Source organism: Oscillospiraceae bacterium (assembly GCA_025757985.1).
GTDB lineage: Bacteria > Bacillota > Clostridia > Oscillospirales > Ruminococcaceae > Gemmiger.
Genome location: CP107210.1, coordinates 387,758 through 405,479 on the forward strand (window position 1 = coordinate 387,758; position 17,722 = coordinate 405,479).

Annotated in this window: 16 protein-coding genes, 2 tRNA genes and 1 riboswitch; of the genes, 10 read left to right on the plus strand and 8 right to left on the minus strand. The window is 57.1% G+C overall.

All coding sequences use genetic code 11. The features are described 5' to 3' along the window. Positions 1-29 precede the first annotated feature (29 nt). Positions 30-123: riboswitch (ZMP/ZTP riboswitch) on the plus strand. 45 nt (positions 124-168) lie between these two features. Next, complete coding sequence (locus OGM67_01955; protein ID UYJ36178.1) at positions 169-1,836, plus strand: formate--tetrahydrofolate ligase; 1,668 nt, start codon at positions 169-171, stop codon at positions 1,834-1,836. A gap of 126 nt (positions 1,837-1,962) precedes the next feature. Here OGM67_01955 and OGM67_01960 read toward each other — a convergent pair whose 3' ends face one another. After that, entirely contained in the window at positions 1,963-2,472 is a 510-nt protein-coding gene (locus tag OGM67_01960; GenBank protein ID UYJ35129.1) for a transporter, read from the minus strand. A gap of 223 nt (positions 2,473-2,695) precedes the next feature. On the opposite strand from OGM67_01960, the gene OGM67_01965 reads away from it, so the two are divergent. The 6 genes from OGM67_01965 (at position 2,696) to OGM67_01990 (ending at position 7,404) form a co-directional block, all read left to right on the plus strand. Further along, positions 2,696-2,771 (plus strand) — tRNA-Phe (locus OGM67_01965). Between the two features lie 7 nt (positions 2,772-2,778). Then, positions 2,779-2,854 (plus strand) — tRNA-Gly (locus OGM67_01970). A gap of 246 nt (positions 2,855-3,100) precedes the next feature. Continuing rightward, the gene (locus OGM67_01975) at positions 3,101-3,652 is read left to right on the plus strand and encodes an ECF-type riboflavin transporter substrate-binding protein (protein ID UYJ35130.1); all 552 of its coding nucleotides are present in this window, start codon (positions 3,101-3,103) and stop codon (positions 3,650-3,652) included. 76 nt (positions 3,653-3,728) lie between these two features. Further along, positions 3,729-5,453: an ABC transporter ATP-binding protein gene (locus OGM67_01980; GenBank protein UYJ35131.1), complete on the plus strand. Its 1,725-nt coding sequence runs from the start codon at positions 3,729-3,731 to the stop codon at positions 5,451-5,453. Then, entirely contained in the window at positions 5,443-6,273 is an 831-nt protein-coding gene (locus OGM67_01985) for an energy-coupling factor transporter transmembrane protein EcfT (GenBank protein UYJ35132.1), read from the plus strand. The genes OGM67_01980 and OGM67_01985 overlap by 11 nt, the downstream gene beginning before the upstream one ends. Before the next feature lie 162 nt (positions 6,274-6,435). Then, positions 6,436-7,404: a GIY-YIG nuclease family protein gene (locus tag OGM67_01990; GenBank protein UYJ35133.1), complete on the plus strand. Its 969-nt coding sequence runs from the start codon at positions 6,436-6,438 to the stop codon at positions 7,402-7,404. Positions 7,405-7,630: 226 nt separating this feature from the next. Here the strand turns inward: OGM67_01990 and htpG are convergent, their stop codons facing one another. Beyond that, on the minus strand, positions 7,631-9,532 hold the full coding sequence (gene htpG / locus OGM67_01995; protein ID UYJ35134.1) for a molecular chaperone HtpG: 1,902 nt from the start codon (positions 9,530-9,532) through the stop codon (positions 7,631-7,633). 237 nt (positions 9,533-9,769) lie between these two features. On the opposite strand from htpG, the gene OGM67_02000 reads away from it, so the two are divergent. The 3 genes from OGM67_02000 to OGM67_02010 are packed head-to-tail and all read left to right on the plus strand — an operon-like array spanning position 9,770 to position 11,765. Continuing rightward, positions 9,770-10,228 carry a C-GCAxxG-C-C family protein gene (locus OGM67_02000; protein ID UYJ35135.1) on the plus strand — a complete coding sequence of 153 codons (459 nt, stop codon included), beginning with the start codon at positions 9,770-9,772 and terminating at the stop codon, positions 10,226-10,228. Between the two features lie 32 nt (positions 10,229-10,260). Next, positions 10,261-11,088, plus strand: a complete 828-nt coding sequence (locus OGM67_02005) for an alpha/beta hydrolase (protein UYJ35136.1) — start codon at positions 10,261-10,263, stop codon at positions 11,086-11,088. After that, positions 11,085-11,765 (plus strand): YkgJ family cysteine cluster protein, encoded by a 681-nt coding sequence (locus tag OGM67_02010; GenBank protein UYJ35137.1) that lies wholly within the window; start codon positions 11,085-11,087, stop codon positions 11,763-11,765. The genes OGM67_02005 and OGM67_02010 overlap by 4 nt, the downstream gene beginning before the upstream one ends. A 97-nt stretch (positions 11,766-11,862) precedes the next feature. Here the strand turns inward: OGM67_02010 and OGM67_02015 are convergent, their stop codons facing one another. The 6 genes from OGM67_02015 to OGM67_02040 all read right to left on the minus strand — a co-directional run bounded on the left by OGM67_02015 (position 11,863) and on the right by OGM67_02040 (position 17,666). After that, positions 11,863-12,603, minus strand: coding sequence for a J domain-containing protein (locus OGM67_02015; protein UYJ35138.1), 741 nt, complete (start codon positions 12,601-12,603; stop codon positions 11,863-11,865). After that, a complete protein-coding gene (locus OGM67_02020; GenBank protein ID UYJ35139.1) occupies positions 12,596-13,450 on the minus strand; it encodes a DUF5685 family protein in 855 nt (284 codons plus the stop codon). Before OGM67_02020 ends, OGM67_02015 begins: the two co-directional genes overlap by 8 nt. 6 nt (positions 13,451-13,456) lie before the next feature. Then, positions 13,457-13,849: a zinc-ribbon domain-containing protein gene (locus tag OGM67_02025; protein UYJ35140.1), complete on the minus strand. Its 393-nt coding sequence runs from the start codon at positions 13,847-13,849 to the stop codon at positions 13,457-13,459. A gap of 444 nt (positions 13,850-14,293) precedes the next feature. Further along, entirely contained in the window at positions 14,294-15,391 is a 1,098-nt protein-coding gene (locus OGM67_02030) for a GGDEF domain-containing protein (GenBank protein ID UYJ35141.1), read from the minus strand. A gap of 28 nt (positions 15,392-15,419) precedes the next feature. Then, a complete protein-coding gene (gene rlmD / locus OGM67_02035; protein UYJ35142.1) occupies positions 15,420-16,781 on the minus strand; it encodes a 23S rRNA (uracil(1939)-C(5))-methyltransferase RlmD in 1,362 nt (453 codons plus the stop codon). Positions 16,782-16,802: 21 nt separating this feature from the next. Continuing rightward, complete coding sequence (locus OGM67_02040) at positions 16,803-17,666, minus strand: AraC family transcriptional regulator (protein UYJ35143.1); 864 nt, start codon at positions 17,664-17,666, stop codon at positions 16,803-16,805. Positions 17,667-17,722 lie beyond the last annotated feature (56 nt).

Genomic DNA, 17,722 nt, shown 5'->3' on the forward strand with positions numbered 1-17,722 from the left:
CCTGTTGGTAGTGTGGTACAGTAACACTATGCAAGGCCGCCGACCGACGGAATAGCGTGGGGTTTACCACGGGGGACGCGGCATAACAGCTTGCTTTTTAAGCCGACCGTCTGGGCTGCATACACTGGTGTATGGTGTGTGCAGCCCATTTTTGTTTAATATGGAGGTATCGTTATGCTGAGCGACATCGAAATTGCACAGGCCGCCGAAATGAAGCCCATCACGGAGATCGCGGGCAAGCTGGGCCTGCAGGGCGAGGACATCATCCCTTACGGCCATTATAAGGCCAAGCTCAACCATAAGCTGGCCAAAAGCGACAAGCCCGAGGGCAAGCTGATTCTCGTCACCGCCATCAGCCCCACGCCCGCCGGTGAGGGCAAGACCACGACCAGCGTGGGTCTGGCCGATGCCATGAATGCCCTTGGCAAAAAGACGATGCTCTGCCTGCGTGAGCCCTCTCTGGGACCTGTGTTCGGCATTAAGGGCGGCGCGGCCGGCGGCGGCTATGCACAGGTCGTGCCCATGGAGGACATCAACCTGCATTTCACCGGTGACATCCACGCCATCGGCACCGCCAACAACCTGTTGGCCGCCATGATCGACAACTCGATCCAGCAGGGCAACCCGTTGAACATCGACCCCCGCCGCATCACATGGAAGCGCTGCATGGACATGAACGACCGTCAGCTCCGTTTCCTTGTGGACGGTCTGGGCGGCAAGGTCAACGGCACCCCGCGTGAGGACGGCTTTGACATCACGGTCGCCAGCGAGGTCATGGCGGTGTTCTGCCTTGCCACCGACCTTGAGGACCTCAAGGCGCGGCTGTCCCGCATCGTCTGCGCCTATACCTACGACGGCCAGCCTGTCACAGCCGGTCAGATCGGCGCTGCCGGTGCCATGACCGCCCTGCTGAAGGACGCTCTCGATCCGAACCTGGTCCAGACGCTGGAGCACAACCCGGCCATCATCCACGGCGGCCCGTTCGCCAACATTGCGCACGGCTGCAACAGCGCCATTGCCACCAAGTTGAGCCTGAAGCTGGCTGACTATGTAGTCACCGAGGCAGGCTTCGGCGCTGATCTTGGTGCTGAGAAATTTTTGGACATCAAGTGCCGCTATGCCGGCCTGAACCCCGCTGCCGTTGTGCTGGTGGCTACCGTCCGTGCGCTGAAATCCCACGGCGGCGTGGCCAAGCCCGATCTGGGCAAGCCCAATGCCGAGGCTGTGCGCGCGGGCGCTGTCAATCTGGCCCGCCATATCGAGAATCTGCAGGGCTTTGGTCTGCCGGTCTGTGTGGCAATCAACGCATTCCCCACTGATACAGACGAGGAAATGGACATCATTTACGATGTCTGCAAAAAGGCCGGTGTGCCCTGCGCACTGAGCGAGGTCTTTGCCAAGGGTGGCGAGGGCGGCAAGGCGCTGGCCGAGACCGTGCTGTCTATTCTTGATGACAGCGCGCGCGTCCATTATACGTATGAGTTGGATGCACCGCTGACCGATAAGATCGAAGCGGTTGCCAAAAAGATCTACCGCGCGGGCGGGGTAAGCTACACTGCCGCCGCGAAAAAGACGCTGGACGAGTTGACGGCGCAGGGCTACGGCGATCTGCCGGTCTGCATCGCCAAAACGCAGTATTCCTTCAGTGACAATGCCAAGCTGACCGGTGCGCCCGAAGGCTTTACGCTGAATGTGCGTGAGGTTCGGCTCTCTGCCGGTGCCGGATTCGTGGTCGTGATCTGCGGCAGCATCATGACGATGCCCGGCCTGCCCAAGCACCCTGCTGCGATGGACATTGATGTGGATGTCCACGGCAAGATCACCGGCCTGTTCTGATCGTCTGCACAAGCCATACAAAACACCCCCTCCGGGTCTGCAGAAGCAATGTTGCCATCGCTTCCGCAGCTGCCCGAAGGGGGTATTGCTTTGCACGGTCAGGATATGGCGGGGGAGCGTTCAGCCTTATGCCTCGCCGGTATGCTCTGCCTGCTGTTTCTCCTGCTGTTCCATATCGGGGGCTGTACCGCCGCCCGGCATCTTATGGCCGAAGGACGGCACAAAGAAATACTTGCGGATAACGAAGATCAGCGCAATGGCCCCCACACTGACGAGGTTCTGAACGGCATCCTCATGGCCGACGATCATGTGGCGGGCAATGGCGTAGAGCAGCACCTCCAGCACGCTGCCGGGGCTGTGCTTGGCAAGCATCTTGATAAACTCTATGCCGATGACAATATCCAGCGCACGTTCAAGGAAGGTATGCACCTCCATACTGTCGGCATCGGTCAAAAGCCCCGGCATGAGCCTGAGCAGCGGTACAATGCTCATCAGCAGGGCGATCAGCACAATGCCCGACAGCACGACCTCCAATATGCCGGCGGCCTCGGCGATCTGATCACGGAAAATGCGCTTGATCCATTCCTCTCTGCCGTGCAGGGCGCGGTTGGTCAGGCGTCGTCTGGGTTCGTTCATGGGTCGCTCCTTCCAAGGTTGATTTTTCTGCCGCAGCGCACAGCTCCGCCCGCCGGCGCGGGTCGTACTGCGGAACGGACAGTATTTTGAAAAATTATAGCATATTTTCTGCAGCTTTTCCAGCGCATTTTTGCAGGGCATTTTATTACAGAAATTACAGAAAAAACTTGTCAAAAACGCTTGACAATCGCGGCGGTATCCGGTATAATCTAATGCGTTGTCCGCCTCTGTAGCTCAGTCGGTAGAGCAGGGGACTGAAAATCCCCGTGTCATTGGTTCGATTCCGATCGGAGGCACCATTTTTATGCGGCCGTAGCTCATCTGGTAGAGCGCCACCTTGCCAAGGTGGAGGTAGCGAGTTCGAGCCTCGTCGGCCGCTCCAGATAAGACCACCCTTCGGGGTGGTTTTTTTGTACCCGAAACGCGAAAAATAGGGCATACCCTGCATTTTGCCCATTGACACCTGCATGTACACAACGGTATACTTTAACCGTTGCCGTACAGTATCAGTGTTGCGGGCGTATGCAAGCGCCATGTCAGCGGTTGGAATTATGCGGTATTGCCCTAAAATGTTCGCTGCCTGTGGCAGCAGAACGATTGCGGTATTTTATAAAAGGAGTGCGGAATCATGAAAAACAATAACAACATCAAAACCTTCGTTGCAGTTGGCATCGGCGCAGCTCTCTTCTTTGTTCTGGGCCGTTTTGTGGCGATTCCCAGCCCGGTGCCCAACACCAACATCAGCCTGCAGTACGCCGTTCTGGGCCTGCTGGCGGCCATGTACGGTCCTGTAGCCGGCGCTCTGATCGGCTTCATCGGCCATGCCCTGATTGACCTGTCCTGGGGTGGCATTCCGTGGTGGAGCTGGGTCATCGCCTCTGCCTTCACGGGCGTTGTTGTTGGCCTGTTTGCCAAGAAGCTGAATGTGCAGGAGGGCAACTTCAACAAGGCCAAGTTTGCCATGTTTGCCGTTGCAAACCTTATTGCGCATGCCGTTGCCTGGATCGTGGTTGCCCCCGTGCTGGATATCCTGATCTATGCCGAGCCTGTCAAGAAGGTCTTTGCACAGGGCGCCTTTGCCGCTTTGTCCAACATCATCACGGCTGTTGTGGTCGGCGGCCTGCTGATTCTGGCCTACACCAAGACCATCGCCAAGAAGGGCTCTCTGGACAAAGAGTAACCTCGACAAAACCCGTATGCCTTCCCACGAATGCGGGAAGGCTTTTTGCTTGTGACATCACCCTGCGAGGTGCCGTATGGCTGAAACCAAAACCCCGATCATATCCTTCCGTAATTTTTCCTTCCAGTACCGTGCGCAGAAGCAGCCAACCCTGCACGACATTGATCTGGACATCTACCCGGGCGAGCGCGTGCTGATTGCAGGTCCGTCCGGCAGCGGCAAAAGCACACTGGCGGCCTGCATCAACGGTCTGAATCCCTTCTCCAACCCCGGCGAATGCAAGGGCAGTCTGATTGTGGACGGCGTTGACGCGCCCCACAGCAGTATCTTTGAGCTGGCCGGGCATGTAGGCACCGTGCTGCAGGACCCGGACGGCCAGTTCATAGGGCTGACCGTGGGGGAGGACATCGCCTTTGCGCTGGAAAACAGCTGCACCCCGCAGGACGAAATGCACGAGATCACTCGCCGGGCCGCAGAGCTGGTCGGAATCGAAAACCACCTCGACTATGCACCGCACGAGCTTTCCGGCGGGCAGAAGCAGCGCGTCAGTCTGGCGGGCGTTATGGTCGATCAGGTCAAGGTGCTGCTGTTTGATGAACCGCTCGCCAATCTGGACCCGGCCACCGGCAAGCAGGCCATTGAGCTGATCGACACGATCCAGAAGAAAACCGACACCACGGTCCTGATCATTGAGCATCGTCTGGAGGATGTGCTTTGGCGCAGCGTGGACCGCATCGTGCTGGTCAATGACGGCCGGATCTTGGCCGACCTGCACCCGGATGAGCTGCTTTCCGGCTCTCTGCTGGCGGAAAACGGCATCCGTGAGCCGCTCTACTTGACGGCCATGCGGTATGCCGGTATTGACATCACGCCGGACAAGCACCCTGCGCATATCGACTCGGTCGCGCTGGATGATGCCGATACGGCGCGGCTGCAAACATGGTTCAAGGCGGAGCCGCTGCCTGCGCCGAAGCCGACCCCCGCCCCGCTGCTTGAGGTCAAAAACCTCAGCTTTGGCTACAGCAAGGACCAGCATACCCTGTCCGATGTCAGCTTTACGATCGGCAGGGGGGAGATGGTCAGCATCGTTGGCCGCAACGGTGCGGGCAAATCCACCCTCTCCAAGCTGATCTGCGGCTTTGAGACGCCCGACTGCGGAGAAATATGGTTTGACGGTAAGAATCTCAAAGACGAAAACATCCGCCGCCGTGCCCGGCACATCGGCTATGTCATGCAGAACCCCAACCAGATGATCTCCAAGACAATGATCTTTGACGAGGTCGCCATGGGCCTGCAGGGCATGGGTCTGTCGGAGGACGAGATCCGCGCCCGGGTCGAGGAAACACTCAGGGTCTGCGGTCTGTACCCGTTCCGCAACTGGCCGATCTCCGCTTTGAGCTTTGGTCAAAAGAAGCGTGTCACGATTGCGAGCGTACTGGTGCAGGACCCGGAGCTTATCATTCTGGATGAACCGACAGCGGGACAGGATTTCCGCCATTATACCGATATTATGGAGTTTCTGCGCGGGCTGAACGCAAAGGGCGTGACCGTTGTGATGATTACCCACGACATGCACCTGATGCTGGAATACACGCCCCGTGCGCTGGCCTTCTGCGATGGGCGGCTGATTGCTGACAGGTCTGCAGCGGCTATCCTCTGCGACCCGATGCTCATCGAGCAGGCGGCGCTGAAGGAGACCAGCCTTTACACGCTGGCCAACCGCTGCGGCATTGCCCCGGCGGAGGATTTTGTGGAACGCTTTATCGCAGCGGACAGGGAGGTGCGTGCGGATGGCTGCTAATACCGTTTTAAACTATCTGCCGCGCAAAAGCGTGGTGCATGAGCTGACCGGCACGACAAAGCTGGCCTTCTTTCTGCTGTTTACCTTTGCCAGCATGATCACCTACAACACATGGGTGCTGCTTGGGCTGATGGCGGTCAGCTTTGCGGCGTTCAAGCTAAGCAACATCAAGCTGCGCGAGGTCCGCTTCATGTTGGTGTTCATGCTGGTGTTTCTGGCGCTGAACGATCTGTTTATCTTCCTGTTTGATCCGAATCAGGGCACGACCCTCTACGGCACCCGCACGGTGCTGTGCCATCTTTTCTGGCGGTATGACCTGACCGCAGAGCAGCTGTTTTACATGTTCAATATCTCGCTCAAATACTTTGTGGCACTTCCCGTTGCCATCTTGTTTATCTCCGCCACCAACCCCAGTGAGTTCGCCGCCAGCCTGAACAGCATCGGCGTCTCCTACAAGGTCGGTTATTCAGTGGCAATCGCGCTGCGCTACATCCCGGATATCCAGCGCGATTATCACAGCATCAGTCAGGCGCAGCAGGCGCGCGGTGTAGAGCTGGGCCGCAGTGAGCCGTTTTTCAAACGGCTGAAAAACGCTGTCAGCATCCTGCTGCCGCTGATTTTGACGAGCCTGAACCGCATCGACACGATCTCCAACGCGATGGAGCTGCGCGGCTTCGGTAAGAGCGACAAGCGCACTTGGTACACCCGCCGACCCTTCGCTCGCCGCGACTTTATCGCGCTGGGCTTTGGTGCTGCGCTGCTGCTCATCAGTCTGACTGTAACAATCAAATTCGGCCGGTTTTATAATCCGTTTGTGTAAAAGAGCATAGAAATGTAAAAGGCGCCCCTGCGGATAACAACTCCGCTGGGACGCATTTTTTATGCCTTATAGAGCTGTAGGGGCCGGGCATGCCCGGCCCGCAAGCACCCCTTGAACACCCGTTTACGGTATACACCGTAGGGGCGTATTCTATATGCGCCCGTGGCCACGCACGGTCACGCAAAACAAAAATCCTTGTTGCTTTTGCAGAGAAATTCTTCTATACTAGAATCAAATCACAGATTGGAGAAAACTGCTATGCCGCGAGGAAAAAGTCTGAATTTATATCTGATGGATGGAAGTGTCAATGGCCGCGTGAAGTGTACACTGGCAAACTGGACGGGACTTGCTTTTAAGATCCCCCGTACGGCATTGGACCTGTGCAAAGATCGAAAGGAACTGAAGCAGACAGGTGTGTACTTCCTTTTTGGTAAGGACGAGGAACACGACAAAGCCGTTGTCTACATAGGGCAGGCCAGCGTCCGAAAGAACGGGGATGGCATTTTGAACCGGCTGCAGGAGCACAACAGCAACCCAGAAAAAGACTACTGGACAGAGGCTATCGCCATCACGACCTCCAATGATTCCCTTGGCCCAACGGAGATCAGCTACCTTGAGCATCGCTTCTACCAGCTGGCGATGGAGGCTAAGCGCTACGATGTGAAAAATGGCGTTGACCCTGCGCAGGGAAACCCTTCCGAGGAAAAGCAAAGTGAACTGGAGGACTTCATAGACTATGCCAAAATTGTCGTAGGTATTTTGGGTCACAAGGTGTTTGTACCGCTGGTGGAGCCGACAAGCGCGGATACAGTGGGGACGGAAGAACCAATGCTGCTCTGCGTGAAAAACGGCGTTCAAGCAACAGCCATTCGTACAAGTGATGGCTTTGTGGTGAAGAAGGGGAGTGTACTCTCAATGAAGCCAACCAAAAGCTGTCCGGAATTTGTTTTGAAAAAGCGAGAGCAATATAAAAATGCCATTGATGAAAATGGCGTTTTGCAGGAGGATGTGCTGTTCAATACACCTTCCGGTGCATCCAGCTTTGTGTGTGCAGCCAGCACAAGCGGCTATGTTGAATGGAAAACACAGGATGGAAGAACATTAAAACAGCTGGAAAAGGCAGATAATTAAAGTTATTTCTGCGTAGGGGAGGGATTCATCCCTCCCGTGAACCTTGCAGGTGCCGCATGCGCCCCGGGAGGCATAAATGCCTCCCCTACAAAGTTCCCAACAGACATCAATCGGCCAGAAGCTGGCGGGCCGGGCATGCCCGGCCCCTGCAACTCTGTCAAAAACACAGCCGCCCGCTCAGGTATCATCATACCTAGGCGGGCGGCTGTGTTATTGTATCAAAATCTTACTGCATCAATCCGCAGACCAGCTGTGCATACGCAACAGGGTCCTCGATGGGCAGACCTGCAATCAGCAGCGCCTGATCGTAGAGCAGCTCAGCGTATTTGGCGACCTTGTCGGCGTCACCGGCGGTGTGGGCGGCCTTCAGTGCGGCAAAGACGGTGTGATTGGGGTTCAGCTCCAGCACCTTCGTGCTCTCAACGCCCTCGGCGTTCGGCATACGGCGCAGGACCTTCTCCATCTCCATCGAGATACCGCCCTCAGCGGTCAGCGTAACGGGATGCTCCTGCAGGGTGGGATTGACCTTGACCTCCTTGACTTTGCCGTTCAGATCCTTCTTGATCTCCTCAAACAGATCCTTGTTCTCGGTCTCGGCGGCCTCGGCTGCCTTCTTCTCGTCCTCCGTCTCAAGGCCCAAGTCACCGGCATTGATGTTCTGGAAGGTCTTTTCCTTGTACTCATGCATGACCTGCAGGCAGAACTCATCCACATCCTCGGTGCAGAGCAGCAAATCATAGCCCTTGCTCAGCACAAGCTGGGCGTTGGGCAGCTTGCTCAGGCGGTCGGTGTCGTCACCGGCGGCAAAGTAGATGAACTTCTGCTCCTCGGGCATCTTCTCGATGTACTCATCCAGCGTGACGAGTTTCTTCTCCTTGGCGGAGTAGAACATCAGCAAATCACCCAGCAGATCCTTGTGCATGCCGTAGTCACCGTAGATGCCGAATTTGATCTGGCGGCCAAAGCTCTTCCAGAAGGTCTCGTACTTCTCACGGTCGTTGACGAGCATCGCGTGCAGCTCGTTCTTGATCTTCTTTTCCAGAGAGTTGCGCATCAGCTTGAGCTGGTTATCCTTCTGCAGTGTTTCACGGCTGATGTTCAGGCTCAGATCCTCGCTGTCCACAACGCCCTTGACGAAGCTGAAATAGTCAGGCAGCAGATCGCCGCACTTCTCCATGATCATAACGCCGGAGGCATACAGGGCCAGACCCTTCTCGTACTCCTTGGTGTAGTAGTCGTAGGGAGTGGAGCCGGGGATAAAGAGCAGCGCCGTGTAGGTGGCAGTGCCCTCGGTCCGGCTGGTGATGACCCGCAGCGGGTCGGTATAGTCCATGAACTTGGACTTGTAGAACTCGTTGTAGTCCTCGTCCTTGACCTCACTCTTGGGGCGCTTCCAGATGGGCACCATGCTGTTCAGCGTCTCCAGCTCGGTGTAGGTCTCATACTCGGGCTTGTAGTCGTCACCGGCGTCCTCCGGCTTCGGCTTCTGGCGGGATTTCTCGCGGAACATCGTGATGGGGAAGCGGATGTAGTCGCTGTACTTCTTGACAAGGTTTGCCAGTGTGTATTCCTCAAGATACTCGCTGTAGTTGTCGGTATCGGTATCATCCTTCAGCACCAGAATGATCTCGGTGCCCACATCGTCCTTGTCAGCCTCAGTCAGGGTGTAGCCCTCCACACCGGTGGACTCCCACTTCCAGGCCGTGTCAGCGCCCTGCGCGCGGGAGATGACGGTGACCTTCTTCGCTACCATAAAGGCAGAGTAGAAGCCGACACCGAACTGGCCGATGATGTCGATGTTATCGCTCTGGTTTTCGGTCTTGAAATCGAGCGAGCCGCTCTTGGCAATCGTGCCGAGGTTCTTTTCCAGATCCTCCTTCGTCATGCCGATGCCGTTATCGCTGATGGTCAGCGTGCGGCTGTCCTTGTCCGGCTGGACATGGATCTTCAAATCGTCCTTCGTGATGCCGATGGTGGTATCGGTCAGGCTCTTGAAATAGCGCTTGTCGCAGGCGTCCGACGCGTTGGAGATCAGCTCACGCAGGAAGATCTCGCGGTTTGTATAGATAGAATTGATCATCAGGTCAAGCAGCTTTTTGCTCTCGGCCTTGAATTGATGCATAGCCATAGTAGAAAACCTCACTTATACAAATGAAATTAGCACTCGTTTATTTCAACTGCTAAAGCTAGTTTAGCACTCTTTTTTATAAAGTGCAACCCTTGTGGGCTATTTTAACAAAAAATTTAAATTCAGGTCTTTTCAAGCATCGGATTTTGAGGTATGCTTACAATATAAGATAATAAGTACAGAGGCGGATGCTCGCATCGGCCTCTGCAACGATCCTTACCAGAGGAGAATACCACTATGAGCATCTATGGTGACCGCGCCTATGCGGCATTTTTTAAAGGCTATAACTGCTGCCAATCGGTGGCGGTTGCCTTTGCGGAGGAGATGGGCATGAACGAAAAGCAGGCCCTGCAGATTTCGGCAGGCTTCGGCGGCGGTTTCGGCCGTATGCGGGAGGTCTGCGGTGCCTTTTCCGGCATTACGCTGGTGCTGGGGGCGCTTTACGGCAGCGATGACCCGGCAAAAAAGACAGCCCTTTACACCGATGTGCAGGCGTTGGCGGATGAGTACAAGGCCCGCAACGGCGGCCCGAATACCCTGATCTGCCGGGAACTGCTGGGTCTGAAGCAGGCCGAGGGCAGCCCGGTTGCCAGCCCCCGCACCCCGGAATACTACAAAAAGCGCCCCTGCCCGGAGCTTTGCCGCGTAGCCGCTGACATTATGGCGGAGTACATCGCGGCGCACCCGAGAGATTGAATGTGCCCCTACAAAAACAAATCAACGAATCATTGAATCGAGGAATCACCATGCAATGCTACACCCACACCCTTCCCGGCGGCGCATCGCTTGTCGGCTACCTGCGGGAGGAAACCACCGAAATGCCCGCTTTCAACACCCGCCCTGCCATGCTGATCCTGCCGGGCGGCGGCTATGCCTACTGCAGTTCGCGGGAGGCTGACCCGGTCGCTATGCAGTTTCTGCAGGCAGGCTACAATGTCTTTATCCTTTATTATACCTGCCGTGGGCAGGAGAGCCAGCCTGCGCTGCGCTGGCAGCCGTTGATCGATGCGGCCGGTGCTATCCTGCATATCCGCAAGAACGCAGTGCAGCTCCATATCGACCCGGCCAAGGTCGCGGTCTGCGGCTTCTCGGCAGGCGGCCATCTTGCGGCGTCCACGGCAATCCTGTGGGACGCTGAGCCGGTTCAGCAGGCACTCGGCATCTGCGGAAAAGAGGCCCTGCCCGATGCCGTGGTGCTGGGCTACCCGGTCATCACCAGCGGCGAATTCCGGCATGACGGCTCGATCTGCAACCTCTGCGGTGATGATGCCGCCCTGCGCGGGACGATGAGTCTCGAAAATCAGGTCAGTGACGGACTGCCGCCCTTCTACATCTGGCACACTGTGGAGGATGCCGCGGTGCCGGTGCAGAATTCCATGCTGCTGGCCACGGCTTTGACTGCCCATAAGGTACCGTTTGAGCTGCACCTTTTCGCACATGACGGCCACGGCACCAGCACCTGCACGCAGGAGGTCAACACCCCTAACCGCCACAACAGCGCATGGGTGCCCCTGTGTACCGATTGGCTGGCCGACACGCTGGATTTCCACCTGTGAGGGCGGTAGAACCCGGCCGCTGCGGCGAATGCTGGGACGCCTGCCCGCGCCTGTCCGCGGGGGAACCGTTCGATTTTGCCTGTGCGGGCTGCGGTGACTGCTGCCGCCAAAGGCGTGATCTGGTGCTGTCCGGCTTTGATCTGTACCGTATTGCGCGGCGGCTGCGGCTCTCGCCGCGCATTGTGGCGGCGGCGTTCTGCAAAAGCTATATTGCGCCCGAAAGCTGCCTGCCGGCCCTGCGCCTGACGCCCGACCCCAAAACCGGAAACTGCCGCTTTTTTGAGGGGAGCGCCTGCGCCATCCATGCAGCCCGCCCACTGGCCTGCGCCCTCTATCCGCTGGGGCAGAGCATCGACACCGAAACTGCAGCAGTCGAGTATTATGTCCAGACCCCGCTGTGCGGCGCACGGACGGGGGAGGCGCGCACCCTTCGGGATTATCTGAACGATGCCGCTGTTACCGAGCGGGCGGGCATAGACGCGCGGTGGGCTGTTGTGTGTACCCGGCTTTCCCAACGGCTGCAGGCGGCGGGCGGGCAGGAAAATCCCCGCTTTGCGGCTGCTGCCAGACGCATTGAGCGTGCGCTCTACTATGAGTATTCACTCGGCGATGAATTTTACCCGCAGTTTTGCCAAAACATAGAAATTCTGCTGCCGCTGCTTGACAGGATGCTGTAAACAAAAATGGCGGGGGCCACACATGTGCGGCTCCTGCCGGGCAATAAAAAACGCTGTGACCCTTCCCAAAAGGTCACAGCGTTTTTTATTCATGGAATCAGCAGATAAAGAACCCGCCGCGTCCGCCGCAGCAGCACCAACTCAGGATGTTGCAAACCAGCAGGTACATCCAGAACGACAGGCAAAACTGTCCGGGACGGCCGCTGGGCTGGGCGTACGGCTGCTGGTAGCTTGTGTAGCTGCGGCCCGGACTTTGCAGCTGGTCCAGCAGATTCTGGTAGGCGTAGTTGTTCGGCTCCATCGAAACCGCCGTGCGGGCCTCCTCCTGCGCGCGGATGTTGTTACCCAACCCCTGATTGGCAAGGGCTGCGTAGTAGTGCCACTGGGCGGTGCGGCCCGCAGCAGAGATGCCGTTCAGCGTGTTGAGAGCCTCCTCATAAAAGCCGCTGCGGATATAATTTGCCGCCGCCCGCAGTTCAGGGTCACCGGCGGCGCTGCCATAGCTCTGCCGCCCGGCCGAGCTGCCGGTGCTGTAATAGCCGAAGCCGAATGGCCCGAACCCGAAGCCGCCGCCCGCAAAGGGGTCTTGATACTGCTGGCTGTAGCCGCTGCTCTGGCCGTAGGTCTGCCCACCCTGCCGGTAGGCGGTGCCGCCGCCCTGCTTGATGCGCATGATCTCGCTGTAGGCGGCCTGAACCTCCTTGAAATGCTCCTCTGCCGCCGGGTCATCGGGGTGCAGGTCGGGGTGGTACTGCTTGCACTTCTGGCGGTAGGCTTTTTTAATTGTTTCGTCATCGGCACCGGGGGTGATGCCCAATACGCTGTATGGATCAGTCATGGCGTTGTGCCTCCCTGTGCTTGCGTACCAGCGCGTACTTGCTCCATACGCCGGAATAAATCGTGTTGTACAATAGCTTCCCCTCCGGGGTGTCCTTCAGAATCGGCAGCATCTCAAAATGCTGTGCGCAGCGGCCCATCTGCTGGGTCAGCAGCTCATGGCAGCGCTGCTCGTAGGTGGCGGGCGGCAGCTCATCCGCCAGCTGCTGCAGCGCGTTGAAGCGGCCGCGCCGGGCGTCCTTTTGCAGGTCATCGTAGGCGTCCATCAGGTAGATGAACGCCCCCAGTCCCTGCCCCATGCCGCGCAGCGCCGGTGCCCATATATCGTCCCTGCAGGCGAAAACCTCGCCCAGCAGCGCGCCGAAGGTGTTGCACAGCGCGTCCAGATCGTGGCTGCCCGAGCCCTCCAGCACATTGAGCTGGTCGAGCATCGCAGTGATTTTGCTCATCTGGCGGGGCCAGCGCTGGCGCAAGGCGGGCAGATACGGCTCAAGCCGCTGCGCCTGTGCCAGACTGGCGCGGCGGTGGTCGTCCTGCCAGTCGTCCATAAAATTATAATATGCCAGCGCGGCAGTCATGTCGGCCGCATATTCGGTAAACGAATTGTCGGCGCGGGGGCGCTTTTTAAGGGGATGGGGGGCACAGCGCCCCGCAGCAAAGGCGGTAGGCTCATCGTACAGCGCAGTCAGCAGGATGCAGACGAACGCCATATCATAGCTCAGCGTCAGCTGCCCGGTGCGGCCGAAGCGGCGGCCCAGCGCCTGGCACAGCCCGCAGTAATAGCCCTGATAGCGCTCCATCTCGGCATCTGCCAGACCCTTGCGGTAAATCGTAACATATCCAAACATACGGCGTCAACTCTTTTTGATGAACTGGTGGCCGCACTTGGGGCAGGTGATGCTGATTTTACCGCGCCCGCGCGGTACGCGCAGCTGCTGGCCGCACTGGGGGCAGCGGTAATAGTGGTATTCTTTGCGCTGCTTGAATCGCACCTGCTGTTTGGCGAACCATGCTGCGGCGCGGCTTTGATAGGAAAGATATTTTAAGTTTTCAGCGTAGCGCTTGCGGGTGTTGCGGCTCAAAATGCGGAAATAGCTGTAAATGATAGCAGCCAGTCCCAGCCAATACAGCACAGGGGAGACCCACGCACCGATGACGATGAGAATGAGGGATGCAATGCAGAGAAAGCCGCTGAACTGGTCGAACCCATAGCGGCCGGACATAAAGCGCTGAAACCAGCCTTTCATTATACAAAAACCACCTTTTCGCAGCAAAGCCGCATCGTTTACACTTCAGTATGACACACAAATATGGGCAAATCGTGAACAAGCGGGAAATAGAGTTTGAACAAACACAAAGAGGGCAATCAGTATAGCAACAATCAATATCGCTATCCATTTGACAATCTTAGAGATTGAGTCTAAATTGGTAGGTGTTTGCACAGAGACAGAGTGCTTTTTGTTTTCGGGAATCATTTCATTGTGATTGGGCATAAGTAAGTTGTCTTTTACTCTTTGCTGCAAAAGCAGCTTTCACAATACCCTTTGAAAATTTCGCGCGAATTTATAGTTGATTCTTTCGCGTGCTTGTTAGCATATATGCCATGCTGGATTAGGAAAAATAAATTAACGATAGAACTTATATGGCTGCATACTTATGCTCAATCCGCCTTTTTACATCCACCGTCAAAATTACTCCGGCACAATCGCCGCCGCCCGCTCCTTCCGCGCCTTTTTGTAGTGGTACATGGCACGGTCGGCCTGATCCTTGATGGCAACCACATCCTCGCCTGAGAATGGGGCCGAGCCGTAGGAAACGGTCGGCAAAAAGGTGAGCTCTCGACGCTTCTTTTCCAGCTGACGCAAAAATTCCTCTGCGCAGGCGGCCTCCTTAGCGGTGTTTTTCAGCAGTACGCAAAACTCATCTCCGCCGATGCGGTAGCAGTACCCGCAGCAGGCATACGCTTTTTTGAGGCAGGCTGCGATCGCGGCAAGGCAGGCATCGCCCTGCAGATGGCCGTAGCAGTCGTTTACCTGCTTGAAATTGTCCACATCAAAAACGATCAGCAGCCCGCCGCTGCGGCTCATCTCGGCCGTGCGGTTCAGATAGCTGTTCTGGTTTAAAAGCCCTGTGAGTGCATCAAGCTGGTTCCACATCTCATTGCAGTAGGTAAAATACAGTACCGACAACAGCGTGACACACAGCCAGGTCACATGCAGATCAGGCAGTGCAATTTGAATCACAGTCTCCGCCGTCAGAAAGAGCATGAGCGGATAGATGAGCGCCCGGCTCCGGTTCTGGAACTCACGGCCGGTAATGATCGTTGATGCCGAGAGATACAAAATTGCCGCAAAGTAGACAATGACATAAATGTAAAAATATCTGCCGCGCGCATAGACATTGTCGGCGCTGACGGAAAATATAAGTCCATAGGGAATGGACAGTGCCAGAAAGATAAGATAGCCGATCTCGCAGCATACCGCTGCCTTAAAGCCGCGCCGGAGGGCAGTCTTTTTGTCCAGCACATACACAAGGCAGAGAGACACTGCGGGCGACAGGCCGAAGCCTAAGTAGTTTGACACGATATTCAGCCAGCGCAGCCCTGACGGCGTGTCGTTGACGGCAAGGGTGACCACCTCCAGCACGGAGATCCCTGCAATAAGCGTAAAGGCGAGGAAAAAACCTCGCTTTTGCTTTTTGTTCAATGATTCGCTCAGCTTTGTGAGAATACACATAAAGCTCAGCACAAAAATGTCAATGGCTGTTAAGACATGAAAATACCCGGTCATGACAAACCCTTTCACCAGTGAAACTTATTTATACCTTCGATAGCAGGACAACACATTCTACATGCCGCGTCCGGGGGAAAAGGTCCACCGGCTGCACCTCCACGGCCTTGTAGCCGTGCTCGGTCAGCCAGCGGGTGTCGCGTGCGGCGGTGGCTGCATTGCAGCTGACCATGACTACCGTGCGGGGGGCCATCTCGGCAATGGCGGTCAGGGTGGCCTCGTCGCAGCCCTTACGGGGCGGGTCCACTACGATCACATCGGGGCGGGCACCCTCGGCGGCCAGCTGTGCGGCTGCCGCACCGGCATCCTGACAGCGGAAATCCGCCCGGTCGTCATCCAGCCCCAGACGGGCGGCTGTCTGTTTGGCACCGTCCACGGCCTGCGGCACGACCTCGACACCGACCAGACGCCGGCAGTCGGGCAGCATCGAAAGTCCGATCGTGCCCATGCCGCAGTAGAGGTCAAGCAGAAAATCTGTCTCCTTGAGCCCGGCATACTCCCGTGCCTTGGCGTACAATGTTTCGGCAGCGGGGGTATTCACCTGATAAAACTCATGCACACCCATGCGCAGCGGGACGCCGGCAAGTGTATCCTCAATGACGCCGGGGCCAAGCACGGTGCGGGTCCTGCGGCCCAGAATCACATTGGTGCGCTCACTGTTGCGGTTAATTAAAATCGTTGTTAAATCAAATTCTTTTTGCAAGATAGCACAAATCTCTGCTTCGTTGGGCAGGCCGTTGCCGTTCACAACAAAGCAGAGCAGCCGCTGGCCGCTGTGCCAGCCCTGCCGCATGTACAAATGGCGCACGCGGCCGGTGTGTGTTTCCTCATTGTAGGCAGTGATGCCGTTTTCCTCAAGCAGCGCACAGGCGCGCGCGGCCAGTTGGTTCATCCACTCCGGCTGCAGGCGGCAATCGGCACAGGCAACAATGCGGTGGCTGCGTCCGGCAAAGAAACCGGTCACGATATGCCCATTTTCATCCGTGCCGACCGGCAGCTGCACCTTGTTGCGGTAGCGGTCGGCAGCAGGGGCAGCCAGCACCTCCCGCACGGGGACATCCAGCTTGCCAATGCGCGCAAAGGCGTCCCGCACAAACTGTGTCTTGGCGGCGCACTCTGCCTCGTAGCGGATATGGCGCAGCCCGCAGCCGCCGCAGGGGCCGGCAACGGGGCAGTCCTGCCGGATGCGGTCCGGGCCGGGGGCCAGCAGCCGCTCCACTCGGCCGAAGGCATAGCTTTTCATCGGCTTTACGATGCGAACCTCAGCAATGTCGCCGGGGGCGGTCAGCGGCACAAAAACGGCCTGACCGTCCTTGTGGGCCACGCCGTTTCCGTCATTGGAGATGGATTTGATCTCAAGGGTGATGATCTGATTTTTCGTAAAAGGCATGTCTGCTCCTTAAAAATAAAGTTACGGGTTGGTGTTCTGCAGGGCGGTTTCCTTTTCCAGCGCGGACAGATACTTGCTCGGCGGCACGCCCTTGACCTTTTTGAACACGCGGGAGAAGTAGAACTGGTCAAAGAAGCCCACCGACACGGCAATCTCAGCAATGGAAAGGCCGGAGTTTTTCAGCAGGCTGCAGGCCTCACTGACACGGTAGTTCGTCAGGTAGTCGATGGGGCTTTGCCCGACATTCGACATGAAAACACGATACAGATGGCTGCGGCTGACGCCGACCGCCTTGGCAATGTCGTCCACCGAGATGTCGTGCGAGTAGTTGAACTGGATGAACTTGATGGCAGCCAGCACATACTGGCTGCTCGACGAGCCTACATTGGGCATGGCCTCGCGGGCTTCCTTCATCAGGTGCGCCATAAATATGTACAGGTAGCCCGTCATCATTGCCTCGCAGTGAGGCTCCGGCCCGCGGGAAAGATAGATGTTGTACAGCGCTTCCCGCGCGGTCTGCAGATCCCGGCAGTGGTGTACAGGGTGCGCCTCGGAAAACGGTGTCTGCTGCACAAGCTTATTGGCGCACGCGCCGTTGAAGCCGACCCAGTAATACTCCCACGGGTCGGTCTCATCGGCGGCGTAGGTGATGAGCTGGTTCGGCTTGGCGAGGAACAGATCACCCTCCTGCAGGGTGTGCGATGCACCGTTGACCTGATAGACACCCTTGCCCGCTACGACCAGATGGATCAGGTAGTGGTCGCGCACGCCGGGGCCCCAGGTGTGGCCCGGCTGGCACTGCTCACGTCCGCAGTTAAAAATTGAGAGCTCGACATTATCTGTGTAGCTCTGCTTGTAGGATTGCTTCATCTCATTGATGGTCATGGCTGCACCTCACTTCTGTGATATTTCTATTATAGCAAGCTATTCATCAAAAGTCC